At 41.6% G+C, this 26,308-nt stretch carries 21 protein-coding genes and 1 pseudogene; 8 read left to right on the forward strand and 14 right to left on the reverse strand.

Annotation, left to right across the window (positions count from 1 at the left end; genetic code table 11):
* Window positions 1-39: 39 nt before the first annotated feature.
* The 5 genes and pseudogenes from A3775_RS14440 to A3775_RS14465 form a co-directional block, all read right to left on the reverse strand.
* Window positions 40-252 carry a DUF5615 family PIN-like protein gene (locus tag A3775_RS14440; RefSeq protein ID WP_197480162.1) on the reverse strand — a complete coding sequence of 71 codons (213 nt, stop codon included), beginning with the start codon at window positions 250-252 and terminating at the stop codon, window positions 40-42.
* Between the two features lie 524 nt (window positions 253-776).
* A pseudogene (locus tag A3775_RS14450) lies at window positions 777-1,208 on the reverse strand (AAA family ATPase); the annotation flags it as partial.
* 206 nt (window positions 1,209-1,414) lie between these two features.
* Window positions 1,415-2,317: a Fe-S cluster assembly protein NifU gene (gene nifU, locus A3775_RS14455; protein WP_066425541.1), complete on the reverse strand. Its 903-nt coding sequence runs from the start codon at window positions 2,315-2,317 to the stop codon at window positions 1,415-1,417.
* A 126-nt stretch (window positions 2,318-2,443) separates the two neighbouring features.
* Window positions 2,444-3,646, reverse strand: coding sequence for a cysteine desulfurase NifS (nifS, locus tag A3775_RS14460; protein WP_066380202.1), 1,203 nt, complete (start codon window positions 3,644-3,646; stop codon window positions 2,444-2,446).
* A gap of 2 nt (window positions 3,647-3,648) precedes the next feature.
* A complete protein-coding gene (locus tag A3775_RS14465; protein WP_066380200.1) occupies window positions 3,649-3,999 on the reverse strand; it encodes a 4Fe-4S binding protein in 351 nt (116 codons plus the stop codon).
* Between A3775_RS14465 and A3775_RS24295 the strand changes: the two genes are divergently transcribed.
* Window positions 3,998-4,135 carry a hypothetical protein gene (locus tag A3775_RS24295; protein WP_156481642.1) on the forward strand — a complete coding sequence of 46 codons (138 nt, stop codon included), beginning with the start codon at window positions 3,998-4,000 and terminating at the stop codon, window positions 4,133-4,135. The genes A3775_RS14465 and A3775_RS24295 overlap by 2 nt on opposite strands.
* Before the next feature lie 80 nt (window positions 4,136-4,215).
* On the opposite strand, the gene nifB is transcribed toward A3775_RS24295, so the two are convergent.
* From nifB to A3775_RS14480, 3 genes are all read right to left on the reverse strand, one after another.
* Complete coding sequence (gene nifB, locus A3775_RS14470) at window positions 4,216-5,661, reverse strand: nitrogenase cofactor biosynthesis protein NifB (RefSeq protein ID WP_066380198.1); 1,446 nt, start codon at window positions 5,659-5,661, stop codon at window positions 4,216-4,218.
* A 1,065-nt stretch (window positions 5,662-6,726) separates the two neighbouring features.
* Window positions 6,727-7,890: a YbdK family carboxylate-amine ligase gene (locus A3775_RS14475; protein ID WP_066380960.1), complete on the reverse strand. Its 1,164-nt coding sequence runs from the start codon at window positions 7,888-7,890 to the stop codon at window positions 6,727-6,729.
* Window positions 7,891-7,938: 48 nt separating this feature from the next.
* Entirely contained in the window at window positions 7,939-9,126 is a 1,188-nt protein-coding gene (locus A3775_RS14480; RefSeq protein WP_066380196.1) for a M20 family metallopeptidase, read from the reverse strand.
* Between the two features lie 416 nt (window positions 9,127-9,542).
* Between A3775_RS14480 and A3775_RS14485 the strand changes: the two genes are divergently transcribed.
* Window positions 9,543-10,490 carry an NAD(P)-dependent alcohol dehydrogenase gene (locus A3775_RS14485; RefSeq protein WP_066380192.1) on the forward strand — a complete coding sequence of 316 codons (948 nt, stop codon included), beginning with the start codon at window positions 9,543-9,545 and terminating at the stop codon, window positions 10,488-10,490.
* Between the two features lie 268 nt (window positions 10,491-10,758).
* Here the strand turns inward: A3775_RS14485 and A3775_RS25060 are convergent, their stop codons facing one another.
* The 4 genes from A3775_RS25060 to A3775_RS14505 form a co-directional block, all read right to left on the reverse strand.
* Window positions 10,759-12,771, reverse strand: coding sequence for a serine/threonine-protein kinase (locus tag A3775_RS25060; protein ID WP_082803755.1), 2,013 nt, complete (start codon window positions 12,769-12,771; stop codon window positions 10,759-10,761).
* 321 nt (window positions 12,772-13,092) lie between these two features.
* On the reverse strand, window positions 13,093-14,052 hold the full coding sequence (locus tag A3775_RS14495) for a hypothetical protein (RefSeq protein WP_066425543.1): 960 nt from the start codon (window positions 14,050-14,052) through the stop codon (window positions 13,093-13,095).
* A complete protein-coding gene (locus tag A3775_RS14500) occupies window positions 14,042-14,941 on the reverse strand; it encodes a hypothetical protein (RefSeq protein WP_066425545.1) in 900 nt (299 codons plus the stop codon). The genes A3775_RS14495 and A3775_RS14500 overlap by 11 nt, the downstream gene beginning before the upstream one ends.
* A 114-nt stretch (window positions 14,942-15,055) precedes the next feature.
* Complete coding sequence (locus A3775_RS14505; protein WP_066425546.1) at window positions 15,056-15,526, reverse strand: hypothetical protein; 471 nt, start codon at window positions 15,524-15,526, stop codon at window positions 15,056-15,058.
* 360 nt (window positions 15,527-15,886) lie between these two features.
* Between A3775_RS14505 and A3775_RS14510 the strand changes: the two genes are divergently transcribed.
* The 3 genes from A3775_RS14510 (at window position 15,887) to ftsH3 (ending at window position 19,466) form a co-directional block, all read left to right on the forward strand.
* Entirely contained in the window at window positions 15,887-16,672 is a 786-nt protein-coding gene (locus tag A3775_RS14510; protein ID WP_066425547.1) for a hypothetical protein, read from the forward strand.
* Between the two features lie 76 nt (window positions 16,673-16,748).
* On the forward strand, window positions 16,749-17,537 hold the full coding sequence (locus A3775_RS14515) for an aminotransferase class IV (protein ID WP_066425549.1): 789 nt from the start codon (window positions 16,749-16,751) through the stop codon (window positions 17,535-17,537).
* 87 nt (window positions 17,538-17,624) lie between these two features.
* Window positions 17,625-19,466: an ATP-dependent zinc metalloprotease FtsH3 gene (gene ftsH3 / locus A3775_RS14520; protein ID WP_066380181.1), complete on the forward strand. Its 1,842-nt coding sequence runs from the start codon at window positions 17,625-17,627 to the stop codon at window positions 19,464-19,466.
* Window positions 19,467-19,624: 158 nt separating this feature from the next.
* Here the strand turns inward: ftsH3 and A3775_RS14525 are convergent, their stop codons facing one another.
* Together A3775_RS14525 and A3775_RS14530 are read right to left on the reverse strand one after the other, a co-directional pair.
* Entirely contained in the window at window positions 19,625-20,596 is a 972-nt protein-coding gene (locus A3775_RS14525; RefSeq protein ID WP_066425551.1) for a 50S ribosomal protein L11 methyltransferase, read from the reverse strand.
* A 213-nt stretch (window positions 20,597-20,809) separates the two neighbouring features.
* A complete protein-coding gene (locus tag A3775_RS14530) occupies window positions 20,810-21,925 on the reverse strand; it encodes a precorrin-8X methylmutase (RefSeq protein ID WP_066425553.1) in 1,116 nt (371 codons plus the stop codon).
* 63 nt (window positions 21,926-21,988) lie between these two features.
* On the opposite strand from A3775_RS14530, the gene A3775_RS14535 reads away from it, so the two are divergent.
* The 3 genes from A3775_RS14535 to nifV all read left to right on the forward strand — a co-directional run bounded on the left by A3775_RS14535 (window position 21,989) and on the right by nifV (window position 26,253).
* A complete protein-coding gene (locus tag A3775_RS14535; RefSeq protein ID WP_066425555.1) occupies window positions 21,989-23,908 on the forward strand; it encodes a heavy metal translocating P-type ATPase in 1,920 nt (639 codons plus the stop codon).
* A gap of 244 nt (window positions 23,909-24,152) precedes the next feature.
* On the forward strand, window positions 24,153-24,650 hold the full coding sequence (locus A3775_RS14540) for a phosphate-starvation-inducible PsiE family protein (protein WP_066425557.1): 498 nt from the start codon (window positions 24,153-24,155) through the stop codon (window positions 24,648-24,650).
* A 472-nt stretch (window positions 24,651-25,122) separates the two neighbouring features.
* Window positions 25,123-26,253 (forward strand): homocitrate synthase, encoded by a 1,131-nt coding sequence (gene nifV, locus A3775_RS14545; RefSeq protein ID WP_066425558.1) that lies wholly within the window; start codon window positions 25,123-25,125, stop codon window positions 26,251-26,253.
* Window positions 26,254-26,308 lie beyond the last annotated feature (55 nt).

Below are 26,308 nucleotides of genomic sequence, written 5' to 3' on the forward strand. Positions count from 1 at the left end.
TTTTCATACTGAAGAATTAAGCGAGGTGTTGGGAAGTGACTAAGCCAACACTAAAATACTTTCTTGTTGAGTATCGGCAAACTGGTTAATGATGTTAAAGTTATCTCGCAAAATTTGCACAATTTTAGATGTTGGGCTGTTACCAATACGAAGAAATATAAATTTTGGAGGATGACCATAAAGTAAACTGCGTTGATGAAAATCAGAGTCTTTAGAAACAATCACAAAATCATTCAATTTCGCGTATTCCAATCGACACGAAGCGGTTGTTTTTTTGGTCTTTTAATCCCATACTCTTGTATAAGTGTCCATTTGAACTGCTGACAGCAAGACTCAAGCAATTTTTGAAAAGCAGCTTTAACGGCAGTCTCATGCACAACACCCAATTTGTTAAAATTTTCTAACTCTTCGTAATACTGCTTAATAGGTTTATGGGTTGGTTTGAGTTTTAGACTAAGCATATATGAATCTGCGTTTAAACAAGAGTAAAAATAATTCTTGCTTAAACACATTAGCGGGAAAATAATTAAATAACAATATGTTTTAGCAAATATATAAAAAATTTACTTTTATTTTCGCATTGTTACTGAAAGTAATTTATTTATCAAAAATAATGTATTGATGTTGACACAAGGGATAATATAGGGTAAACAAAAGAATAGAATCAAACAAATTGCTAATTTATTTCAATTTTTCCAGGGCAAAATTAGGGCGATATAAAATAAAAATCTTCCTTCAATTGCATAATCAAAAACTTTGGCAAACACAGCTTAATCTTCACGGATAGGCATAGCGAAACCACCGCACACAACGTCACCCAATACGTCGTAGGAAACGAAGTCTAGGTCTGTGTAAGCACCGTTTTCTTCCAAGAAGTTAATAGCGGTGATGATACCACGACCAGCGCAACCTACACCGGGTTCTGGACCACCAGACTCTACGCACTGAACACCACGGAAACCGGTCAGCATGATTTCTTCGAGTTCCAGGTCTTCTACTGCACCTTTTTCAGCAGCTAAGTGTAATACGGTGGTTTGAGCTTTGGAGTGGAGCATCAAACGGGTGGAGTCTGCTTTGGGGTCGCAACCTACGATGAGAATGCGTTGACCCATTTCTGCCATAGCTGCAAGGGTGTTTTGGGAGGTGGTAGATTTACCGATACCGCCTTTACCGTAGAAAGCTATCTGTCTAATGTTTTCGTCAGTCATTTTTCTGTTTTCCTGCTAGTTGTTGGTTAGTTGGTCGGTCTTTGTGTTTGGACTCACGCCTGTAGAGCTATGGCGGTGAGGGTTGGTAGAACGTCGCCGAAAGGGGGCGATCGCTCTACTGAAAACACGCTAAAATTTGTACTCATGATCCTTCCTTATGTAGTTGTGAAAGTTCTTTTGGGTGTTAGTTAACTGTTGACTGTTAACTAAACTGCTTGTACTACTAAATTGGGGCTGATGCGATCGCGTAATCTCGATTCAATCGCTATCTTTAAGGTGGCTGTAGAGCTTGGACAAGAGCCACACGCACCTTGCAGCACTACTTTGACAATATCGCCGTCTACGTCGTAGAGTTCTACATCTCCGCCGTCGGCTATTAATACCGGTCTAACTTCTTCGTCTAAGACTTTTTGAATTAGGGCAATCTTTTGAACGTTGGTTAATGGTCGTTTCTGCCCAGAATTAGCTATATTTGGAGATTGATTACTGCCGTTCTCATTGCGAATTGTTGCGGCGTTCTTTTCCTTTACATCTTTAATGATATCATCAATCTTAGCTAAACAGGAACCGCATCCGCCACCAGCTTTAATGTAATTTGTTACCTGTTCCGCAGTAGTAAGGTTATTTTCGATAACTACACGACGAACCTTATTTTCACTGACACTGAAACAAGTACAAACTAATGCACCTTCATCATCGTCATCATGGGCAGCCAGAGGAATGCCACGATAGTTATAGATAGCAGCTTCCAGAGCTTCCTGCCCCATCACAGAGCAGTGGATTTTGGCTTCAGGCAAGCCACCGAGGTAATTAGCAATGTCTTTATTAGAAACTTTCAGGGCTTCATCTAGGGTTAGACCCTTAATCATTTCCGTCAACGCGCTAGAAGAAGCGATCGCACTGGTACAACCAAAAGTCTGGAAACGAGCATCAAGAATCTTATCAGATTCTACTTCCACCTTGATGTGCAATCTCAGCGCATCACCGCAAGCAATACTTCCTACTTCTCCCGTAGCGACCTTCACGCCAGGCTCGCCGTTTTCTTCAATAACTCCCTGATTCTTGGGATCGTAAAACAGTTCTAAGACCTTATCTGTGTAGTCCCACATATTTATTTAGTTATGAGTGCTGAATGATGGTATTAGGTATTGGGTATTGGGTACTGGGTATTGGGTATTGGGTATTGGAATAATTACTGAGTACCCAATCCCTATTCCCCAGTCCCCAGTCCCTAATTAACGATGTGCAAGTGTTTGTTCTTGGGATTGCAACCAACCCGCTTCATCATTTTTGAAGGGGGAGAGAGCGCGCAGACGTTCTACAATGTCGGGCATAACCTCGATTACTTTGTCGATTTCGGCTTCGGTGGTGTAGCGACAAAGACTGAAGCGAATCGAACCGTGTAATGTGGTGTATGGTAAACCCATAGCCCGGAGGACGTGGGATGGTTCTAATGAGCCAGAGGTACAAGCAGAACCAGAAGAAGCACAGATACCGTATTTATTTAACAATAGCAGGATAGCTTCACCTTCGATGTATTTAAAACCGATGTTGGTGGTGTTTGGCAATCTCTGCGTAATGTCACCGTTAACTTCGCAGTCAGGAATTTTAGCGAGTAAGGATTGTTCTAGGCGATCGCGCAGCCTTTTCTCTCTCTTAATTGCTTCCTCTAAGTGAAGCATTTCCAACTCTGCGGCTTTCCCTAAACCGACAATTCCCGGTACATTTTCTGTCCCTGCACGCCGTCCCCGTTCTTGGTGTCCACCAATCAACAAGGGGCGGAATCTCACACCACGGCGGACATACAAAGCCCCGATACCTTTAGGTGCGTGGATTTTGTGACCAGACATGGTTAACATATCTACGGTGCTATGCTTCATATTCAGAGGTATCTTACCTACTGCTTGCACCGCGTCTACATGGAATATAGCACCTTTTTCCTTCACCCGCAACCCAATTTGTTCAATTGGGAATATCGTCCCGGTTTCGTTGTTGGCATACATAATTGTCACCAGGGCGGTGTTACCTGTCAACGAGGCTTCTAGTTCATCTAGATCCAACTGCCCCTGACGATTCACAGACAGATAGGTAACACTGTAACCTTGGGTTTCTAATTGTTTGCAGACATTCAAAACTGCGGGGTGTTCTACCTGGGTAGTGATAATGTGACGCTTTTCTGGTTGGGCTAACAAAGCGGCGCGAATGGCAGCGTTATCACCCTCAGTTCCACAACTGGTAAACACAATTTCTGATTCATCAGCACCCAATAGGGCTGCAACTTGTTCTCTTGCTGTTCTGACTGCCTTGGCTAGTTGCCCACCAAAGGTGTGCATACTAGAGGGGTTGCCGTAATATTCCGTTAAATAAGGCATGATCGCCTGTATAACTTCCGGGTCTACCTTAGTGGTAGCATTATTATCCAAATAAATTACGCTCATTTCTATACCCCTAAGATTTCACCCTGATGCTTTTCCAACTGTTTCGCATAGATTTCTGAATAGCAAGTAAACCAACGCTCCCAATAGTCTTGTTTTTTTGTTAATTTCGCTATAACTTGGTTATAGTAAGCAAACCAACGATCCCAATAATCACTAGGTTCTTTTACGCAACCATCACGGGTAGGACAAACCGCTTGACATTGTGGGACGGTGTGGATACTATCAGCGCAGTTTGTACATAAGTCGGGGTCAATCCAACGCTTACCGTCTTCAACAACCAAGATTGCATTATTAGGACAAACAGACAGACAAAGCTTGCAGGAAATACATTGGCTGGTAATTTTGTAAGCCATGACTATTCTCCTTATTGGGCATGGGGGATTGGGGATTGGGTACTGGGTACTGGGTACTGGGTATTGGGTGTTGGGTATTGGGTATTGGGTATTGGGTATTGGGTATTGGGTATTGGGTATTGGAATAATTACTTAGTCCCTAATCCCCAGTCCCTAATCCCCAGTCCCCAGTCAAGAGTCCCCAGTCCCTAATCCCCAGTCCCCAGTCCCTAGTCCCTAGTCCCTATTCCCTTCCTTGACGTATTGTTCGTGAAACTCTAAAGCCACCTTCTCAATCACGTCGTAAGCTTCTACAGCCTGTATGCCAGCTTGAAGCAGTTTTTCTTTGGGTGATTCGCCAATTTTAGAAACTAGAACTGCTTTGCAATCTGCGATTGTTTTCACAATATTGTCAAATGTGGCTGCTTCGCCGTATCCACCTTGACAATAATGGTCTACTTTACGGTGACTGACAAACTTAACTTCACTACCATCCACTTCGTAAACTTGGAATTCCTTCGCATGACCGAAGTGTTGGTTAACTAAACCGCCGCCTTTGGTGGCAACTGCAACTAAGATTTTCGGGTTGTTAGCTGCTTGCTGCTTGCCAACTAATACCTTTTCTCTGGCTACTTGTAATTCTTCTCTAAATTTCTCAATACCTGCGTGAACTTCTTGGCGTTTGTCGTAGTCGTATTCTGGGGACATTTCCAAGAATTTATCTTTAGTAAATTCCTGACTGCGGTCTTCTCCTAATAAGCCTACAGCATCGGCGCGGCACTGACGGCAATGGCGCATCATTGTCATGTTGCCAGCACATTGGTCTTGGACTGCTTGTAGTTCTTTTTGTGTGGGGCCGCGCTGTCCGGTTAAGCCGAAGTATGTACCGTGTTCTGGTGCAGAAATCAAGGGCATGATGTTGTGCAGGAATGCACCGTTTTCACGAATCACCTTGTTGACTTCGATTAGGTGTTGGTCGTTAATGCCCGGAATCATTACCGAGTTGACTTTGCACAAGATATCGGCTTCTTTGAGGGCTTGCAAACCTTCTAGTTGCTTCTCTAGGAGAATTTTCGCGCCTTCTAAGCCTCTATAACGTCTACGTTTGTAGTGAACCCAAGAATAAATCTGCGCTCCGATTTCGGGATCGATGGTGTTAAGGGTAATTGTAACGTGATCTATATTGAGTTGTTTAATGCGATCAATGTGTTCTGAGAGCATCAAACCGTTGGTTGAGAGACACAGCTTAATATCTGGGGCTTTGTCTGCTATCAACTCAAAGGTGCGGAATGTCTTGTCTGGGTTCGCCAAAGGATCACCAGGGCCAGCAATTCCCAAAACTGTCATTTGGGGAATTTTACCTGCAATGACTAAAACTTTGTGGGCGGCTTCCTCTGGGGTGAGTAATTCGCTAACTACCCCAGGACGGCTTTCGTTAGCGCAGTCATATTTACGGTTGCAATAGTTGCACTGAATGTTACAGGCGGGAGCGACTGCAACGTGCATCCTGGCGTAATGGTGATGGGCTTCTTCGCTGTAGCAGGGATGTTTAGCAATGCGTTCTTTGAGCTTTTCATCTAATTCCACGGTGGCGCTGCTGTTGCTGTTGCATCCGCAACCACCTGATTTTGCTGTGGTAGGTGTCGATTCAGTAACGGAAGAGCCTGTAACTGGTGGTGTCATTGAATTTCGCAAAGGTCGGTGGACTAGCTGCCACTGTGGGAGATGCGGTTGCTACCCTTTTTGCCTGAAGAATTGAAGTCGCGTCTGTCACACTGACCGCAGCAGTTTGAACTGTGGCGGTAGCTTAGACACTTGTTTAAGGTGGCTTTGCTCAGTAGGGCAGTTTGTGAAGTCCTTGAGTTTCGGCTGGTGTGTGTCAACTTTGGGATCTTGGTAGAATTGTGTGTACAGCCGCGACTTCTCTTCACGAAGGCATAGTGCTATCTCATCCCTCCACTCACTCTTCGCTTTTCTTTTGTGTAGAAGCGTTAAGTGATTGGCGATATAAGATTTATAGCAGTCCTGTTTTACAGTCGTGATGCGCCACTCTGGAATAGAATTTATTGGATTTATTACATTTGTACTCAAAATCTAGAATTTAGATTATGACGACATTTAAAGAATTTTAAATTTTTTTTTCAGATGGGGGTTCTAGTATTTTTTGAGCAGGGTACGAGTATTTATGGTCTGGGGTTCAGGTTTTAGTTGTACTCATCTGTAACCCAAGCGTAGCAAAGATTTGACTGCTGTTTGGGCTGATTTCTGACTATACAGTTTTGTACTCAAACCCTCCTGTAATCATGCTGAAAGTGTTAATCTGCAAGGGATTGAGGGTGGAAAAACTGGAGTAGATTACGTTGTACTACTCCAGATACGTGCGAAATTCAATTCTGTATACAACATATCATTTTTTTTGAGGGAAAAATGTAATTTACAATTTTTTAATTATTCATTTACAGTGATGCTTAAAGTTGTTGAATCTTTTATATAGATAGAGTTTCAAGCTTTTAAAGCGGTAATTTTAATGCAGAATTTTGTCAAGAAACTTAACTTTGTTTATGATTTTCTTCTAGGTTTAAATACTCTGAGAAGTGAGGGATAACCAGAGGTAATTCATAAATCAAATCTCAAGAGAACTGAAAATAAATTCTTCTCAGGGAGTATATTGTTGTCTGCAATCCTTCGTCAAGGCGGAAAGTTAGAGGCGATCGCCTGCGGCACTGCACCCCAATGTGTGATCAGCCTTTAGATTTGAGGTATGGATACTGTAGCCTGTCTTCTAGTAGTGGCTAATTCATCTGCCAATTCGTTGACTAAGGAAGTAACTACCGCTTTCATAGAACCTGTGCTTTCCCACACTCGCCGTTGACGAATATAACTAGCTCCTTGATCTAATCTTGTTTCTAGTTGGTGTAAATATGAGCTATTGCCTAGGGTATCGGCAGTCTCGGCTAATGAATTCAAGATATCTTTAACTATATGCTTGATGGGTCTGCTATTACCTCGTTCATCTTCGATGTAGTTAGCGTCTAAACCCCAGCGAGATGCACGAAAGTAGTTTTCTTTCTCCAATAACCAAGGAAGGGGAGTTAATAAAAATCCTGTTTGCTTTCCTTGACAGTGATCATGCAAATCCACAATTAAAGAATGGATGAAAGCAGCCAGCATCATTGACTCTTTGATGGTTGGTTGAGCATCCATCACCCTGACTTCCAGAGTTCCCAATTCAGGTTGGGGGCGCAAATCCCAATGGATATCACGGATAATCTCAAACATCCCTGCACTTTGAGCATTAGCAAAGAAGTTACGAAAATCCTGCCAGTTTTGAAAGCTGGGAACGATACCATAGTTTCTCAACGATGATAAAAACCTTTGACGATAAGAGGCGAAACTGGTGTCTTCACCCCACCAAAAAGGTGAACTGGCAGACAAAGCTAACAAAATAGGGAGATAGGGTTTGAGTCTGCCCATAATCTCGATAGCTGCATCCCCGGATGGCATTCCTACATGAATCTGAAGCGCACAAGTCATCATTAAGTTGGCAAGATAGCCAGATATCCTTTGCTGGTTGAGATATCGGGGAATCGGGGTGATAGAGGCAAAGCGATCGCAACATGGATAAGTTCCGGCTGTACAAATAGTCATACCCAGTTCTTGACATCTAGCTTTCAAATCACGCAGAATTGCCAGAATATTGGCTTCTAACTCCGGGATATTGGAACAAACCTGAGAGGCAATCTCTACCATCGCTTGGTTAAATTCTGGCTGTATCCTAGGATTTTCAGGAGCTTGTGCCAAAAGCGGTAAAATGCCATCTACCAATTTCAGGGTATCGGGATTGAGCAATTGCAACTCAATCTCCATCCCCAGAGAGAATTCTGGAGAGCTTTGGAATGCTAAGTCAGCCATAATTTGTAATTTGTAATTCCTCATAGCCTACGGCTAGGTTTGCGTCATTTAGTTACAAACTGCTGTATCTGTATATTCTGCGATCGCCTCTCTCACCACTGCATCAAAGAAGGCTGCGCCCACTTTCAAAGCCTCTTCATCAAAGTCAAAGGAAGGACTATGTAAGGGGATGTTTTCACAACCCTGCTGGCAAGCACCAAATCTGACATAACAGCCGGGAACGTGTAACAAGTAAAAAGAAAAATCTTCTGCCCCCATACTAGGATGATCCATTGCGACTAATCCCTGGGAACCCAATAACTTAACTACAGCCCGTCGGGCCATTGCCGTTTCTGTTTCTGTATTGATTACAGGCGGGTATCCGTGGCGAATTTCTACCTCGATTCTGGCATTGTGAACTTCTCCAACGGCTGTAGCTATACGCTTGATGCCATCGATCAGGTAGTTTCGCACCTCTAAATTAGTTGTGCGGATAGTACCTTGTAAAGTGGCTTCCTCAGCGATGACATTACCCGCACTACCGGCTTCTACTTTACCGATGGTGACTACTGAAGGATAAGCTGGGTTGATTTCCCGTGAAACCAGAGTTTGCACAGCCATAATCAACAGTCCAGTCACAACCACGGCATCAACAGCTTCATGGGGTCTGGCACCGTGTCCACCCCGTCCTCTGACGCGAATAGTAAAGCCATCAGAATGAGCAGTGATGACTCCGTTGGTAGCCATAATCTCTCCGACATGGTAGTGACGGGTAACATGACCGCTAAAAATCGCATTCACGCCTTCTAAAGCACCGGATTGAATCATAACTTTGGCTCCAGCACCCTTTTCTTCAGCCGGTTGAAAGATAAAAACCACGTTCCCCGGTGGTGGATTTTCTTTCAATAAAGCTGCCGCACCCAATACCATCGCCATGTGACCGTCATGACCACAAGCGTGCATTTTGCCTGGGTGGAGAGAAGCGAAAGGCAACCCCGTGTTTTCTTCTCCGGGGAGGGCATCCATATCAGCCCGCAATGCAATTGTCGGCGCGCTTTGTCCAGCATTGATCAGCTTGGCTATGATACCATTACCCACCCCACCATACCAAAAAGGAATACCTAACCGTTTGAGTTCATCTATAACTATGGATGCTGTCTTTTTTTCCTCAAATGCCAGTTCAGGATGGCGGTGTAAATTCCTGCGTAATTCCACCATTCGAGGGAAGATTTTATCGGATGTCAGGATGTTAGTCATAGCATATCTCCTGCCTGATTCTTCCAATTGCTTTTATAGTTCGCTTGTTTTGAACTGCCTAAGTACAATGTGTCTCTATTTTCATGGCTTTAATTTGATGCTAAAAGAAAAATTTGAAGAACTTGTGAAGTAGTTTGACTTTCGTTACAAACATATTTATATTTAGCCCAATTATGGCAGTAGCCACAACTTTTGGAATTAGCTATTGAATTATGTGAATGCTAGGAATAGCAAGAGTTTACCTCCTGCCACCTGCCACTTGCTATAGATGAAATCGCAGCGCAACCCAACCAACATCAAACTGTTTGGTTTGCTGGCATAAATACCACTATTGAAAGTCACTCAATACCCATCTAATCGCTACACTGGGTTTAAATTTGTATTCAGTCAGAAAAACAGGGTAGCAGGAGGAAGTTATGAAAGCAGTTGTTATCCGTCAGTATGGTTCTACTGAAGTATTGAAATATGAAGATGTCGAAGCACCACAAATTAAACCCGATCAGTTACTTGTCAAAATTCATGCCAGTAGTGTAAATCCGATTGACTGGAAAATCCGCAAGGGGATGTTGAGTATGATGACTGGCTCAAAATTCCCAAAGATTTTAGGGTTTGATTTAGCAGGGGAAGTTATAGAAGTTGGTTCTCAAGTGACTCGCTTTCAAGCAGGAGACTCAATTTATGGTAGCACTAGCTTTCCGGGTGGAGCTTATGCCGAATTAGTAGCGGTTCCAGAAAACTTAGTGGCGCACAAACCCAGAAATTTAAGCTATGAAGAAGCAGCTACAATACCCTTAGCTGCCCTGACGGCTCTACAAGCACTGCGAGATCAAGGTAATATCCAAGCAGGACAAAAAGTTTTAATTAATGGTGCTGCTGGTGGGGTAGGTATGTTTGCAGTGCAAATAGCTAAAGTTTTAGAAACAGAGGTAACGGGTGTTTGTAGTACCAAAAACTTGGACTTGGTAAAATCTCTGGGTGCTGATTACGTCATCGACTACACCCAACAAGACTTCACCACAGCAACAGTGAAATATGACATCATTTTTGATGCAGTAGCAAAGCAAACATTTGATAAAAGTAAAGCCGTCCTCAAACCTAATGGGGTTTACATCACAACCTTACCAAGCCCAGCAATTTTATTGCAGAGTGTTTTAACAACCGTCCTGCCTGGGAAAAAAGCTAAATTAATCTTTGAAAAGCCCAATGCACAAGATTTAGTTTACCTGAAAGACTGGATTGAGGCGGGGAAAATCCGTCCTGTGATTGATCGCACATATCCCTTACAGGAACTAGCCGCAGCTCATGCGTATAGTGAAAGTGAACACGCATCAGGAAAAATTGCGATCGCTTGCGCCGGAGTGTAGCTATAAACAACAAGATACCCGACTTTTGTTAAGGGACTTGCAGATAAAACAATATCCAAAATGTAGGGTGCGTCAGTACGAGAAAACCCAGCTATACCCAGAAAATATTCATCCTGACGCACCCTACTAACTACTAACTAAAGGACTTGCAGATAAAACAATATCCAAAATGTAGGGTGCGTCAGTACGAGAAAACCCAGCTATACCCAGAAAATATTCATCCTGACGCACCCTACTAACTGAATTTTTTCACAATTCACCAATCTGGTTATTTCTCAAGTTCTTTAATCCGGTTTAAAGCATCTTGATAGTCGCTTTCTTTTCCTTGTTGCTTATACAAATCGGCAGATTTACGAAAATCTAAAATTGCTGCTTGCTTACGTCCTAATTCAGAGCGAACAATACCCCGGTTGTAGTAAGCATTTGCATAGTTGGGATTAATGTTGATGGCTTGGTTGTAATCTTCAATTGCGGCTTGCTTATCTCCTAAATCATCGCGAGTAAAACCCCTTTGGAAGTAAGCATCTGCATCGTTAGGATTAATTTTGATGGCTTGGGTGTAATCTTCAATTGCCGCTTGCTTATCTCCTAAATCATCGCGAGCTAAACCCCGGTTGTTGTAAGCATCTGCATCGTTGGGATTAATGTTGATGGCTTGGGTGTAGTCTTCAATTGCTGCTTGCTTATCTCCTAAATCATCGCGAGCTACACCCCGGTTGTTGTAAGCATCTGCATCGTTGGGATTAATGTTGATGGCTTGGGTGTAGTCTTCAATTGCCGCTTGCTTATCTCCTAAAGCCGAACGAGCTAAACCCCGGTTGTTGTAAGCATCTGCATCGTTGGGATTAATGTTGATGGCTTGGGTGTAGTCTTCAATTGCCGCTTGCTTATCTCCTAAAGCCGAACGAGCTAAACCCCGGTTGTAGTAAGCTACTGCATCGTTGGGATTAATCTTGATGGCTTGGTTGTAATCTTCAATTGCTGCTTGCTTATCTCCTAAATCATAGCGAACAATACCCCGCTTGTTGTAAGCATCTGCATCGTTAGGATTAATGTTGATGGCTTGGGTGTAGTCTTCAATTGCCGCTTGCTTATCTCCTAAAGCCGAACGAGCTAAACCCCGGTTGTAGTAAGCTACTGCATAATTGGGATTAATCTTGATGGCTTGGTTGTAATCTTCAATTGCCGCTTGCTTATCTCCTAAAGCATAGTGAACATTACCCCGGTTTTTGTACGCTTCAGCATAATTGGGATTAATCTTGATAGCTTGGGTGTAATCTTCAATTGCACCGTGAAAATCTTTGTTGTTGTATTTTTCTAATCCTTCCTGATAGTAAGTATCAGCACTTTTCTGTTTTATTCTTACTGGAGGTGTAACAGGCTGAGTTCTGGGTATTGGCTGTGAATTTAAAGCTTGTAAAACTGCCTCAGCCGACTGATAACGCTGGTGGTGTTCCATTTGCAGCAATTTATCCAGCATCAGCCCTAATTCTTGACTCACCCTTTGCTGTAAATACTCTCTCCAACTATCAACCCAACTATAACCTTGTCGTTGCCATAACTGCCAAGGGTGAATTCCACTCAACAAATGAAAGCAAGTTGCACCGAGACTATATAAATCACTGGCTGGGTAAGCTTCACCTCCCTGCATTTGTTCCAGTGGCGCATAACCAAAAGAACCAATGGTTGTTCCTACTTGCGTCATCACCGTTGTTGTCAGTTGCTTGGATGCACCAAAATCAATCAGTACCAATTTGCCATCACTGCGACGAATGATGTTCTCTGGCTTAATATCGCGGTGAATAACTTTCTGTTGATGAACTATTTTGAGAATATCTAATAAATCCAGCAATAATTTTCTGACTTTCTGCTCATTGAAAGTTCCGTGCTGTTCTAATTCTTGTAATAAATTCTGCCCTTCGATAAATTCCTGTACCAAATACAGGCGATTATCTTCATTAAAATACGCCAACAGTGTGGGAATTTGGGGATGTTTGCCTAACTGTTGCAGTTGCTTTGCTTCTTGTTCAAATAATTCTGTGGCTTTATTGAGTGCGCCAGTTCCTTGTACTTGGGGTGCAAATTGTTTGATGACACAAGGCTCATTAAATTTGTCGATATCTTCTGCTAAATAAGTTTTACCAAATCCCCCACCACCTAATGATTTAATCGGACGATAGCGGTTTCTCAGTACGATTAAGGGAAAGCCGCATTTAGTGCAGAAATTTACGCCATCGGGATGGGGTGGGTTGTGGCAAACTGGATTTAGACAGCAGGACATGACTGTGCTGATATGGGCTATTGTATTTATTATTGCTTAAATATAAGTCATTCCTAGTATAAAGCGCAAAATATTTGATTGGTTAAGATATAGGTTAAGAAGCCAGCACCGTTGACGGGTTTCCCAGTTTGATTTCTGTGATTGCGAAGGTGCAAAGTAGGAACGGGTTGATGGAAAATTCCGTCTACACAAATAATTGATATAGCACATTTGAACAAGCCTGAAGTACATAAGGGCGGGCAGGATGCCCACCCCACAAGATTTATCATATTAAATATGTACTGGATTTACTCGCAAAGTGCTGTAAGTAGCTAGCATTGATTAAAAAGGTAAAAATGAGAGTAACCGTATGGTTAATTTACCTACTTGTGGCCAGATAAACCTTAAAATAGGTTTGACAATTTCTGGTGTCAATAATGAAATAAATAGCATCAAAAATGGGTTAATATTACTCAATCCTTGAAAGCCACTCACAATCATACTGGAGATAGTAGAAATTACACCCCATGCCCAATCATTTAAATTTTTAGCTTGAATCGGAGTAAATCTTTGTAAAAAACTCACTAACAATGGACGACTACAAGCTATCCCAAGAGTCGCGCCTATCCAAGTGGCTATTGATGAAAACCAATGACCTGAATGTAAATGATAAGCTAAAAAACCCGCAGGTACAAGGGAAGCTATTTCCCAAACTAAAATATTTAAATTTTTGCGAAAATAGCTCAATATTTCTTCTGTCAGCCAATAATGTGCCGAAATCACCCTTGCACAGTTTGGGTTGGTATTTAAAAAGTTATGTTGTATCTTGTGAAAAATGTCTCCATGCAAAAAGATATTGCTTTGTAAAACTATTTCTTCCTGATAATAAGAATTAAAGGTAAATTCAGTCTGTAAGCTGACTTGTTGTCTAATCTCTCGATTAAAAATAAAATTCACTATATTGAATAAAAGCAGAATATAAAATACAGGCAGCCATGTTATTTTTTTCGGATGATTGAGATGTTGATTGTCTCTTTTTTCTGCTGCCGCATGAGTTAATGTTTCAGCTTCACTATAATGGAATTGTATACTAATTGGGTTGTAACTAATGCAGGTGTAGTAACAAAGCGGAATCAGCAGACTAGGAGGAATATATAAATTTTTCCCTGTTGCTTTGGCTTGCTGAATTTGTTGCACAATGTTGTCATTCAAGTTAAAAAAATATTGGCATTCTTTAACTTGAATTTCCAGGCGATCGCCTTGAGGAATTTGCAACGACAAAGAGATGAAACTATCGTTCATTGGGGGTAAAATTCGCAATACTCTGTACCAAACCCATCAAAAAATTTAACGTTCCACGCCATTGTTTCTCACCAGCTACTACCCCCTCATTATGTGCCTTTAAAATTAAATTTTTGGCATCTTCAGATAAGGTAAACAAGTCCTTATGATATCTAGTAATAATATCTCCATCTAGCTGCATCACAGTTTGGGCATAAATCACATCAATGTCTGTACTGTGAATATCTCCACCATCAAGGGCTGCTTTTAGTTCAGAAATTTTCCGCAGAGTTCGTACAAATTTATCATTGTGCAGCATTTCTTGAATTTCTGCCCGTCGTTCCGGCCAAGTTTCTCCATTTTCATCGACTTGACCATTCTTGTTGTCTAAAATTGGCGATGGATGCGGTAATATTGGTCTGCCTAGTTCTATGTGTTCTGGATCAGTTTCTATGATTTCTCCAGCCTGTTGTTTTTTCAGCAACTCTAGACGCTGATAATACCTTTCTATTTTTTGGCGTTGATGTTCATTTAAATTATCCTCAGCATCTAAAAGACAATAAAAATATTCTCTTTCTAGTTGTGCAAATAAACTTTTATAGCGTTTACACAGATTGTCTGCATCGCACTTATGTTGTATATCTTCATCTGGCATCTCTGCCGAATCAGGAATTCCTTTAACGTGAAAATAGTCAGCATCATTAATACAATAAATTTCTTGATAGGCATCCCAAGCATTAAATTTAGTAGCAGTAATTTTATCCACAACCATAGTATTAACTTCTAAAGCTGTGATATCTTCTACCAATAATTGTACAGATGAGACAAATTTCCCTAACAAGTTTCTAGCTTGAATCTGAGGTTTAACCCCATTGCCATTTTCAGTTATGACACCTTTACCATTCTTCATAGTCAAACCCTACAAAATATTTTATTAATCCTAACTTCTGCACACAAATTCACCTACAGGTTTAGCTGTCTATCTGTAGTAATTAAAGTGTAAGTGTGTGCTATTTAGTATTAGTTAAATACGAGGATTAGATTGTTGTGAACTTTTACGAAATTTATGTAATTCTATCAAAATTCTATATATTTTATGGACACATTCTATATTCTTAGAAATAATTTCTCGACTTTCTTTGACTTGAGTTAAATGAAATTCCCGTAGTTCTGCATAGGGGCCATTACCCACATACTGACTACCAATTTCATTTGTGATGTCGCCATCAATGAGATTAATGACTGTATGTATGCGATTACCAGCTTTAGGTGTTTGTACTTTATTTTGTAGTTCATCGCCATCTTGAATAGATGACTCTGGTACCCAAGTAGTAATTTCTAATTCAGTTAAGTCCAATAAAGCAGTTTTTACAGCACTAACTATGTCATTAACTTCCAACTCGTTGGCATTATTCAGGATGGATTTAAAAGCATTATTATTCGGCTTCTGGGTTCTTCGATGACTTAGAGAGGTTGGTTCAAAAGTATCTACCATGATGTTTTCGATCAGTCAAGTTTCAATTGGAACAATGGTAATTTTCAGTTCAGCAGCAAGTTGCTGTCATATTATTTCATAAAACTCAGTAAATCTAACACCATTACCAGAACCTCAGATCAGTTGTTGTGAACATAGGGAAATATCTGGTTTATATGCCATAATTTTCTCTATTTATAGAAATATTTATCTTAGTTTACAAAAAGAATAGTACAATATAACCCAAATTACTGATTTTTTTAATAACTTTTAAACTAAGCTAAAATACTTAGTGAGCATTACAATCAGTAGGATGTGGCACTCTGCTAAAAAGTAGCATAATATACTAAATTAATTTGTCGGAGGAATATCAGATAACTTATGCTGCTATCTCGTCAAACCCTGATCACGCCGTTGTTAGTCTGCTTGTGTATATTAGGAATAGGCTCTCTGCAATGGCCGAGGTTGCAAAAGCTGTTAAATAGTCAGCAATATACTGCTTTAGAAACTTTAGAAACAGAACTAGCAGCCGAAAAATTACGGCTGAAATTACTGAAACAACTGCCCAGTTTTGGTTATGATAACTTAATAGCAAACTGGGCATATCTAAATTTTTTACAATACTTTGGTGATGATGAGATACGGGCCAAAACTGGTTATAGTCTTAGTCCTGAATACTTTGAAATAATTATCGAACGTGACCCCAGATTTTTAAAAGCTTATTTAAGCCTTTCTACTAGCACTTCTCTGTATGCTGCCATGCCAGAACGGGCAATAGCTTTGATGGAGAAAGGTTTAAAATCTTTATCTCCCAAGGTTCCTGCAAAGTCTTATTACGCATGGCGTTATAAAGGCATAGATGAGTTATTATTTTTAGGAAATGCTCAAGCTGCCCAGCAGTCTTTTACAGCAGCAGCCAACTGGGCTAGTGAATATACAGATGATGAAAGTAAATTTGTAGCGTTCACTTCGCAAAAAACTGCTGAATTTATCAGCAGTAACCCTAATAGCAAATATGCACAAATTTCTACTTGGGCAATGGTGTTAAGTAATCAAGTTGATGATAGAACTCGTAAAAGAGCAATTACCGCGATTGAGAGATTAGGGGGACAGGTAGTTACAAACCCAGACGGCACTAATAGCATTAAATTTCCAGAAACAGATTAGTTATTAGTCATTAGTTATTAGTCATTAGTTATTAGTTTCTCTCCTCCGCTTCCTCCGCTTCCTCCCAGTCCCTACAATGTTTTGGTACAATGGCAAACTCATTGAGTCGGAAACTTTGATATTAAATATTTATGATCCAGGGTTACTTTATGGTGCTACGGTTTTTACAACGCTACGGGTATATGGCAACTCCCTAGATAGTAGTTTAACTAACTGGCAAGCACACTGCGATCGCCTACTTTTTTCTCTCACTTCCTTTGCTTGGCAACAACCAGACTGGCAACGTTTGCGTCAAGGTGCAGAGGCGATGCTGAAACACTTCCCGGTTCTCAGAATCGCCATCTTTCCCGATGGTAGAGAATGGATCATTGGCAGACTCTTACCAGAGGATTTGTCAAGCAAACAACAGCATGGGGTATTGTGCGCCATTGCTAATACAGAATTATCTCGTAGCCTCGCCACTCATAAAACCGGCAATTATCTCGGTGCATGGTTAGCTATTAACCAAGCTAAACCCCAAGCCCAAGAAGCTATTCTAGTAGATAATCAAGGAAATTGGCTAGAAACTGCCACAGGGAATCTTTGGGGGTGGGCTGATGGGAGTTGGTGGACACCACCACTAACTGCGGGGATATTACCGGGAATTAGCCGTCAGCACATCATTAGCTGGCTGCACCAGCAGCAGGTACAAGTGAAAGAAATACCTTGGACACCGAAATTAGTTACAGGCTTAGAAGCGATCGCCTACACTAATAGTGTGGTGGAAATCATCCCCATTCATACAGTTGTTCAATCTAGAGACTCGCTACAATATGATCCCTACCATCCTAACTTTCAGCAACTCAGAAGCTCATTCTTAGCATGACAGATTAGTGATTATGTTATACCTTAAGATAAGTTAACATAATTCTAATAATGCCCTACGCACAAAAAGACGGGAGGATAAACCTCAGTGAATAAAAGATGGAGAAATGCGGGGCTGTACGCGCTGCTATTTATTGTTGTAATTGCGCTTGGCACAGCTTTCTTTGATAAACAACCCCAAAGTCGGGAAACATGGCGTTATAGCCAGTTTATTCAAGAAGTGGAACAAGACAGAGTTGAAAGAGTTAGTTTAAGTGCAGACCGTTCCACAGCGTTGGTAACGCCCAAGTACGACGCTAATAAGAAACTTGTTACCTTAGTCAACGACCCAGACCTAATAAATACACTCACTACCAAAGGTGTTGATATTTCTGTACTGCCTCAAACCGAAGAAGGATTTTGGTTAAAGGCACTCAGTAGTTTATTCTTCCCTGTATTGCTTCTAGTTGGCTTATTCTTCTTGTTGCGTCGCGCTCAAAATGGCCCTGGTAGCCAAGCCATGAACTTTGGTAAATCCAAAGCTAGAGTACAAATGGAACCACAAACTCAAGTTACCTTTGGGGATGTGGCAGGAATTGACCAAGCTAAACTCGAACTCAATGAAGTCGTAGACTTCCTCAAAAATGCTGACCGCTTTACCGCCGTTGGCGCGAAAATTCCTAAAGGCGTACTGTTAGTAGGGCCTCCTGGTACTGGTAAAACCCTCCTGGCGCGTGCTGTAGCTGGGGAAGCTGGAGTACCTTTCTTCTCCATCTCTGGTTCTGAGTTTGTGGAAATGTTCGTCGGTGTGGGTGCTTCCCGCGTCCGTGACTTATTTGAGCAAGCTAAATCAAACGCCCCCTGTATCGTCTTCATCGATGAAATTGACGCAGTAGGTCGTCAACGTGGTGCTGGTTTAGGTGGTGGTAACGATGAACGGGAACAAACCCTCAACCAGTTACTCACCGAAATGGATGGTTTTGAAGGTAACACTGGTATTATTATTATCGCTGCTACCAACCGTCCCGACGTACTAGACGCAGCCTTATTACGTCCCGGTCGTTTTGACCGTCAAGTTGTGGTTGACCGTCCCGACTATGCTGGACGTAGTGAAATCCTCAGAGTTCATGCCCGTGGCAAGACCTTAGCTAAGGACGTAGACTTAGATAAAATCGCCCGTCGTACCCCTGGCTTTACTGGTGCTGATTTATCCAACCTGCTCAACGAAGCCGCTATCTTAGCAGCTAGACGCAACTTAACTGAGATTTCGATGGATGAAATCAATGATGCCATCGATCGCGTGTTAGCTGGCCCCGAAAAGAAAGACCGGGTAATGAGCGAAAAACGCAAGACTCTAGTAGCTTATCACGAAGCTGGTCACGCCTTAGTGGGTGCATTAATGCCCGACTATGACCCAGTACAAAAAATTAGCATTATTCCCCGTGGTCGTGCCGGTGGTTTAACTTGGTTCACCCCCAGCGAAGACCGCATGGATACAGGCTTATACAGCCGTGCTTATCTGGAAAATCAGATGGCTGTGGCTTTAGGTGGTCGTTTGGCGGAAGAAATTGTCTTCGGTGAAGAAGAAGTGACTACAGGTGCTTCTAACGACTTGCAACAGGTAGCGCGTGTAGCCCGTCAAATGATTACCCGCTTTGGCATGAGTGATAGACTCGGCCCTGTGGCTCTTGGTCGTCAGCAAGGTAGTATGTTCTTAGGTCGAGATATCATGTCTGAGCGTGATTTCTCTGAAGAAACAGCCTCTACTATTGACGAAGAAGTGCGTAAACTTGTAGACACAGCCTACAGCCGTGCTAAAGAAGTGTTGGTAAATAACCGTCACATCTTAGATGAAATCGCGCAAATGCTGGTTGATAAAGAAACCGTAGATGCGGATGAACTGCAAGAAATTCTCGCGAATAACGATGTGAAAACCGCAGCGTTTGCTTAATTTCTCGTAGTTGAAAGTTTCATATATTAATTAGGGTAATTCTGAATTTATCAGAGTTACCCTAATTTTTTGATTTCAGGATTTGGTAGGGTGTGTTAGCGACAGCGTAACGCACCGTACATAGTATTTTAGTCCGGTCACGCTACTACGTATATGTATTAACTGTTGGGTATGTGCTGTTTTGGCAGTCTCCAAGCCAGTGCAACTAAATCATCTAACCGTTCACTATCAACAAACTCAAGTCCTGCGGCTGTTAAGGCGACTTTCACATCTTCCTCATGGTCTGTTGTAAAACCTGCGACTATCAATAGTCCTGCGTGTGTATCAGTATAACGCAACGTCCGCCGAAAATCATCAGCGAGGGCAATATGCACCCTAGACAAGATATTAGCAACGATCAGGTCAAAGCTACCTGTAGCCTCAATTTTAGGGACATCCTTGATTTCATTTCTGCCCATCCAATGCCCTAACTCACTACCGCTTCCCAGGCTTCCTTCCATGACTTTTACTTGCTGTTCCACTCCATTAAGTTGTACAGCATCCTGGGTTGCTTCTACGGCAATGCTATCATTATCTAAAGCTAAAACATTAGCTCCCAACTTCGCCATTGCTACACTCAAAATCCCTGAACCTGAACCTAAGTCAAGGACGTTCATACTAGGGATAATGTGCTTTTCTAGTAGTCGCAAACAAATAATAGTTGCAGGGTGTAAACCAGTACCGAAGGCTAAACTTTTTTGCAGTCGTAAAGTTATTTCATCTGCTGATTTCGATTGATAAACTGCATCCGGTGTGAGGATGACAAACCGTTTACCAATACGATGCACAAAGGGGTTTTGTAAATCTGCATTTGTGCTTTTTTCTTCAACAATTGTGGTTTCAATTTCTGTTGTGAGTCCGGTACGATGTAAAGGTGAAAGCAAATTGACGATTTTTTCTACACGCGATCGCACCTGAATATCGTAAGCTAAATATAAGCGAATCGTACATTGCCAATTCGTCGGCGTGACTTCATGTTGAGTGTATTCTGTAATCTGCACATCATTAATATCAATAGTATCAGCCAGCAGCGTACACACCCAATCAACCGCCTCATTTGTTGTATCGAGGCTCAATTCCATCAACGCCATACTCTTTTCCTCGTTAGCTGCATCGCTGTCGAGTCAATCTTAACCAGATGGTATGAAACTCACCCTCAGCCGATAACTTTTTCATCCTAACTGATGATGGCAGCATCTGAATATATCTGGTAAATATAACCCGTTAATCCACCTTAAATCACTCCAGTAGATAAACTAATTCATAAAATTGCCATCAGCAATATAAGAGGACTAAAGTCCTCACTACAAACATTTATTTAAATAACAATGACAATCTGGCTTGTCAATTAATGACTCCACTAGGGAATTCAGCGCAGTGGCAGCTAATAAGCCGCCGCCAATCGTTCCTTCAATGGTGATGAAAGGTATATTTTGTTGCATTAGTTGCCGCTTGGCTGCGGGAGCATGACTAAAGCCAATGGGCATTCCAATGACTAGGGAGGGTTGTATTTTCTGCTTTTGTATAAGTGTACAGGCTTCCAGTAATACCGAAGGTGTATAACCAATTATTAATATGCAACCCTCGCTGACTTGCTGTAATTTGGCTCGCCATTCTTGATGTTGCCAGAATTCCTGTTCGGCTTCTGTGACAGTATTAATATGGGGATTGTCTATTAAAATTTTGACTTGAGAGCCTAAGTGAACTAAGCGCGTTTGATCTAAAGCTGCGGCAATGGTGGGAATATCCACCATGATCTCACAGCCAGCAGCTAGGGCGGTGCGGCTAGCGGCGATCGCACCTTGACTGATTCTGATAAAAGATACTAAGCTGACATCACCACAAGCTAACACTAACTGAGATATTAAATGTTGTTCTATCTCGGAACGCTGGGATAAATCAGGTAGTAAGTGGTGCAATGATTCTGTAAAGGTTTCTGAGTGGGTGTGTACTGCTGCGTCTAAACCTTGCCAAAATTTATCTAAACTGTCTAACCCGGCTTGGGTTTCGACTTCGATTAATTTGAGTTGGGCTAAGACTTCTGCTTGTATAATTTGACAATGGCGATCGCGTCCTAATAATCCCTCTAAAGCTGAGGCTGTTTGGCGCAGTTGGGCTATTTGCTGGATTACCGCCCGATATTGTTGTTGTAATTGCGCGATTAAATTCGGGTTGGTGTCTAGTTGTGGTTCTACTTCTAGAATTTGCCGAATGTGATTGAGTTGGAATCCTTGCTGCTTGAGTGCCATAATTCTTTGCAGCCTAATCACATCTTTTTCAGTATACAGTCGATAATTGCTAGGCGATCGCACTGGTTGGGGTAGTAAGCCTAATTTATGATAATGTCGCACCATCCGGGGTGTAATTCCACCCCCCACGGCTTCTGTTAGTTCTTTGATGGTGAAGAAGGTTGTATTCATACTCTTGACTTTAACATTGATGTCAAGGTTTAGCTTGAGAGTTGTCGTTTATCTGCAACTCTGATGTTTTATCCACAGCGTTTTAGCCAATTCACTAAAGAACACCCAGATACTTTAGCCGCTTTATTGTGCGGCTTATTTTTACTTTTGGGTTGGTTAGCTTTACATTTCGGTTGGTTGGGTGTAGCACTTTTTCTGTTACCTGCGGCTTATGTTATCGGTGGTTACGACAGTGCGCGGGAGGGGTTGACTACCCTGTTTCAAGAGAAAGAACTTGATGTAGATTTATTGATGATTGTGGCTGCTATTGGTGCAGCAGTTTTGGGTTTATGGCGTAGGGAATATTATTTAATTATTGATGGGGCTATTTTAATTCTCATCTTTGCTATCAGTGGTGCGTTGGAAGGTTACGCTATGCAACGTACTGAGAGGAGTATCCGCAGTTTGATGAGTTTGACACCAGATACAGCTAGAATTTTACACACTGGAGGAAATGAAGAGTTAATCCCCATCAACCAACTAAAGGTAGGCGATGAAATTATTGTTAAACCCGGTGAATTAATTCCTACTGATGGTATGATTATTTCTGGTGAGAGTACCATCAATCAAGCTGCAATTACTGGTGAGTCTTTACCTGTAGAAAAGACTGTGGGTGATGAAGTTTTTGCAGGGACACTGAATGGTTATGGTGCATTGCAACTCAAGCTACACAAACCAGCTTCTAGCAGTTTGATTCAGCGTGTAATTAAGTTAGTAGAACAAGCACAAACCGAAGCACCACCTTCTCAAGAATTTATTGAACGTTTTGAAAGGGGATATGCAAAAGTAATTGTGATAGCTGGGGTGTTACTGGCAATTTTACCGCCATTTGTCTGGGGTTGGGACTGGGAAACGACAATTTATCGGGCTTTGACTTTTTTGGTGGTGGCTTCTCCCTGTGCATTAATGGCGGCAATTATGCCTACATTATTATCGGGAATTGCTCATGGTGCTAGACAGGGTATATTATTCAAGAATGGGGCGCAGTTAGAAAAGATTGGTAAAGTCAGAGCGATCGCCTTTGATAAAACTGGTACTCTGACAACAGGACAATTGCAAGTATCTCACGTTATCGCTACGGCTAATTACTCCCTGGATGATGTCTTGAAAACAGCCGCAGCGTTAGAAGCTTCCTCAGAACATCCCATCGGACAGGCAATTGTACAAGCTGCTAATAATTTAACATGGTCGCGTGCCGTTGAAGTGCAAGCCATACCGGGAAAAGGAATTGTGGGTACTGCTAACAACCAACAGGTAATAGTCGGGAATAAGACGTTTTTGCAGGAGTATGTCACCCAGCTACCAGAGGAGTTATTAACAACAGCGCAAACTTGGCAACAGCAAGGCGAAACTGTAGTTTGGGTAGCACAAGGGGCAGCAGAATATGAGATAATTGGGTTGATTGCGATCGCCGATCAATTACGTTCCGAAGCAGCAGCAACTATCGCCCAGTTGCGAGAAGCAGGGGTAGAAAAAATTATCATGATTACCGGAGACAATCAACGTACTGCTTCTAGTGTTGCTCAAGCCGTCGGCATTGATGTAGTATATGCTGAACTCCTACCAGAAGATAAATTAGATGTAATTCGCAGCTTACAGAAACAATATCACACAGTCGCAATGGTAGGAGATGGAATTAATGATGCACCAGCTTTAGCCCAAGCAACTGTAGGTATTGCAATGGGTGCAGCAGGTAGCGACGTTGCACTAGAAACCGCAGATATAGTATTAATGACAGACAGACTGGAAAAAATAGCCACAGCGATGAAATTAGGCAAGCGATCGCAAACCATCGTCAAACAAAATATAATTATTGCACTAGGGTTTATTGCTTTACTGTTGCTCGGTAACTTTCTCGGTAATATTAACCTCCCCATCGGTGTAATTGGACATGAAGGCTCTACAGTATTAGTAACCTTGAGTGGACTAAGATTACTGAAATAGAAAGTAGGGGTTTAGCACTGCTAAACCCGTACAAAATTAGGTATCTGAAACAACTGATTTTTGAGGATATCATCCAGATTCATCCGCGTGCATCTGCGTGCATCTGCGTTTAATTATTTTTGCTTGATTTGAGCAACACCATCTATTTAATTGTTAACAAACACAGAAGAAATCAAGAAAACAAAATACAATTTCTTGATTTAATTGTCTATTATATAAAAAAGCCTCATCATTGAGAGACAATATGCCAAAACGGATAGTCACCCAGATAAATACCTGGTTCAAACGAGATAGAATTGTCAATAACTTAGAAATTTTTCAAGACATCATTATCATCTCCTTGTGCGTCGGCTTGTTTTGTGTGATGCTCATCCGCCTCGTTGATATGTTTTTATCTTTGTTAAACCCATTAGATTTACGGGAAATCACCTCTGACATTTTATTTATTTTGATTCTAGTAGAATTATTTCGGTTGTTAATTGACTATTTACAAACTCAGCAAATATCCGTAGGTGCAGCCGCCGAAATTACGATAGTTTCTGCCTTGCGGGAAGTAATTCTCAGAGGAGTGCTAGAAATTCCCCGCGAGCAAATTTTAGGTATTTCTCTATTTTTAGGAGTTTTAACAGTTATTTTAGTCGCCATTCCTTTAGTGTCTCGCTTGTTTGAACAGGTGAGAATTACTCAACCAGAAACATCAACAGAAGATACAGAATTATTATCAGAACATTCGACTTTATGAGTCAAAGCTAAAAGGTTTGGAACATTATTTTTATGCTGGTTTGCTAGTAATAATCTGCAAGTGAGCCAAAACTGTAGTCTACTTAACAATTTGACTGGTCTAATCATAGTAAAAATGTAGTATTGGCGTTATATTCTGATGACATGAATAACTAAGTATTCCTTTTAATGAAGAAGATTTTTCTAGAGATTACGTAACCTATCAATTGGCAAATATTAGATTAATTTTTCCAAATAAATGTATTGTTTATTAAAATTATATTTTGCATTTGTGAGGATACACCGCAAAACAGCAAAGTTAAAGATAAAAAGAGCAATGATGTCTGTTTTGTAACTTCGCATTCAAGTAATAATTCCGCTTGCGCTGAGTTATGGATTTGACATACAAATTTATAGATGCTTGATGTAAGTTAAGCTGGAGTTCTCACTCGATAGAACAACAGACAAATCAGATTGTGAGTAAGGGGTGCTACATGAGTCAAGTTGTAATTAATGACACTACGTTACGGGATGGTGAACAAGCGGCGGGTGTGGCGTTTAACTTAGAAGAGAAAATAGCGATCGCCACCTTTCTTGATACCATTGGTGTAGATGAAATCGAAGTTGGGATACCGGCTATGGGGAAAGCTGAACAAAACGCCATAGCTGCGATTCGTGAATTAGGGTTGCAAGCCAAACTCTTAGGTTGGAATCGTGCAGTTATTTCTGATATTCAAGCTTGTATCGCCTGTGGTTTGCAGCGAGTACATATATCAATTCCAGTATCTAACATCCAAATAGCCGCAAAATTTCAAGGAAAATGGCAATTAGTTCTAGAAAAACTGAAAGATAGCCTCAGTTTCGCCTTAGATAAAGGGCTTTTCGTCTCCGTAGGCGGAGAAGATAGTTCTAGAGCCGAAGACAACTTTTTGCTAGATGTAGTGCTGTCAGCGCAAGAATGGGGAGCATCAAGATTCCGTTTTTGTGATACAGTAGGAATTCTCGAACCCTTCACCACCTACACCAAAGTCAAACAACTGGTAACAGATGTAAAGATACCCATAGAAATGCACACTCATAACGACTTTGGCATGGCAACAGCCAACGCACTGGCGGGTATCAAAGCGGGTGCATTATCAGTGAATACTACAGTTAATGGCTTAGGCGAAAGAGCCGGAAACGCCGCTTTAGAAGAAGTCGTCATGGCTCTCAAACATTTATATCACTATGACTTAAAACTCGACACACCCCGGTTACTAGAAATATCGCGGTTAGTAGCATCCGCATCAGGTTATGATGTACCACCGTGGAAAGCCATCGTAGGGGAAAATACCTTTGCTCATGAGTCAGGAATTCATGCTCATGGTGTACTACAAAATCCCCATACCTATGAACCGTTTGCACCCGAAGAAGTAGGGAGAGAGAGAAACTTAGTTATAGGTAAGCATTCTGGAAGACATCTATTATCTAGTGTACTGCAAAAATACGGCATCATTCTCAATCAAGAAGAAACCCAATCTGTACTAGAAGCAGTGAGACAACAGTCAGTAGAGAAAAAACGCAACCTCACCACCCAAGAACTGTTATATTTAGCGCAAGTACAACAGCATTCTCGTGCTAGTTGAGGGAATGGAAGGGACTGGGGACTGGGGAATGGGGACTGGGGACTGGGGAATGGGA

It is taken from the genome of Anabaena sp. 4-3 (assembly GCF_001597745.1).
Lineage (GTDB): Bacteria > Cyanobacteriota > Cyanobacteriia > Cyanobacteriales > Nostocaceae > Trichormus.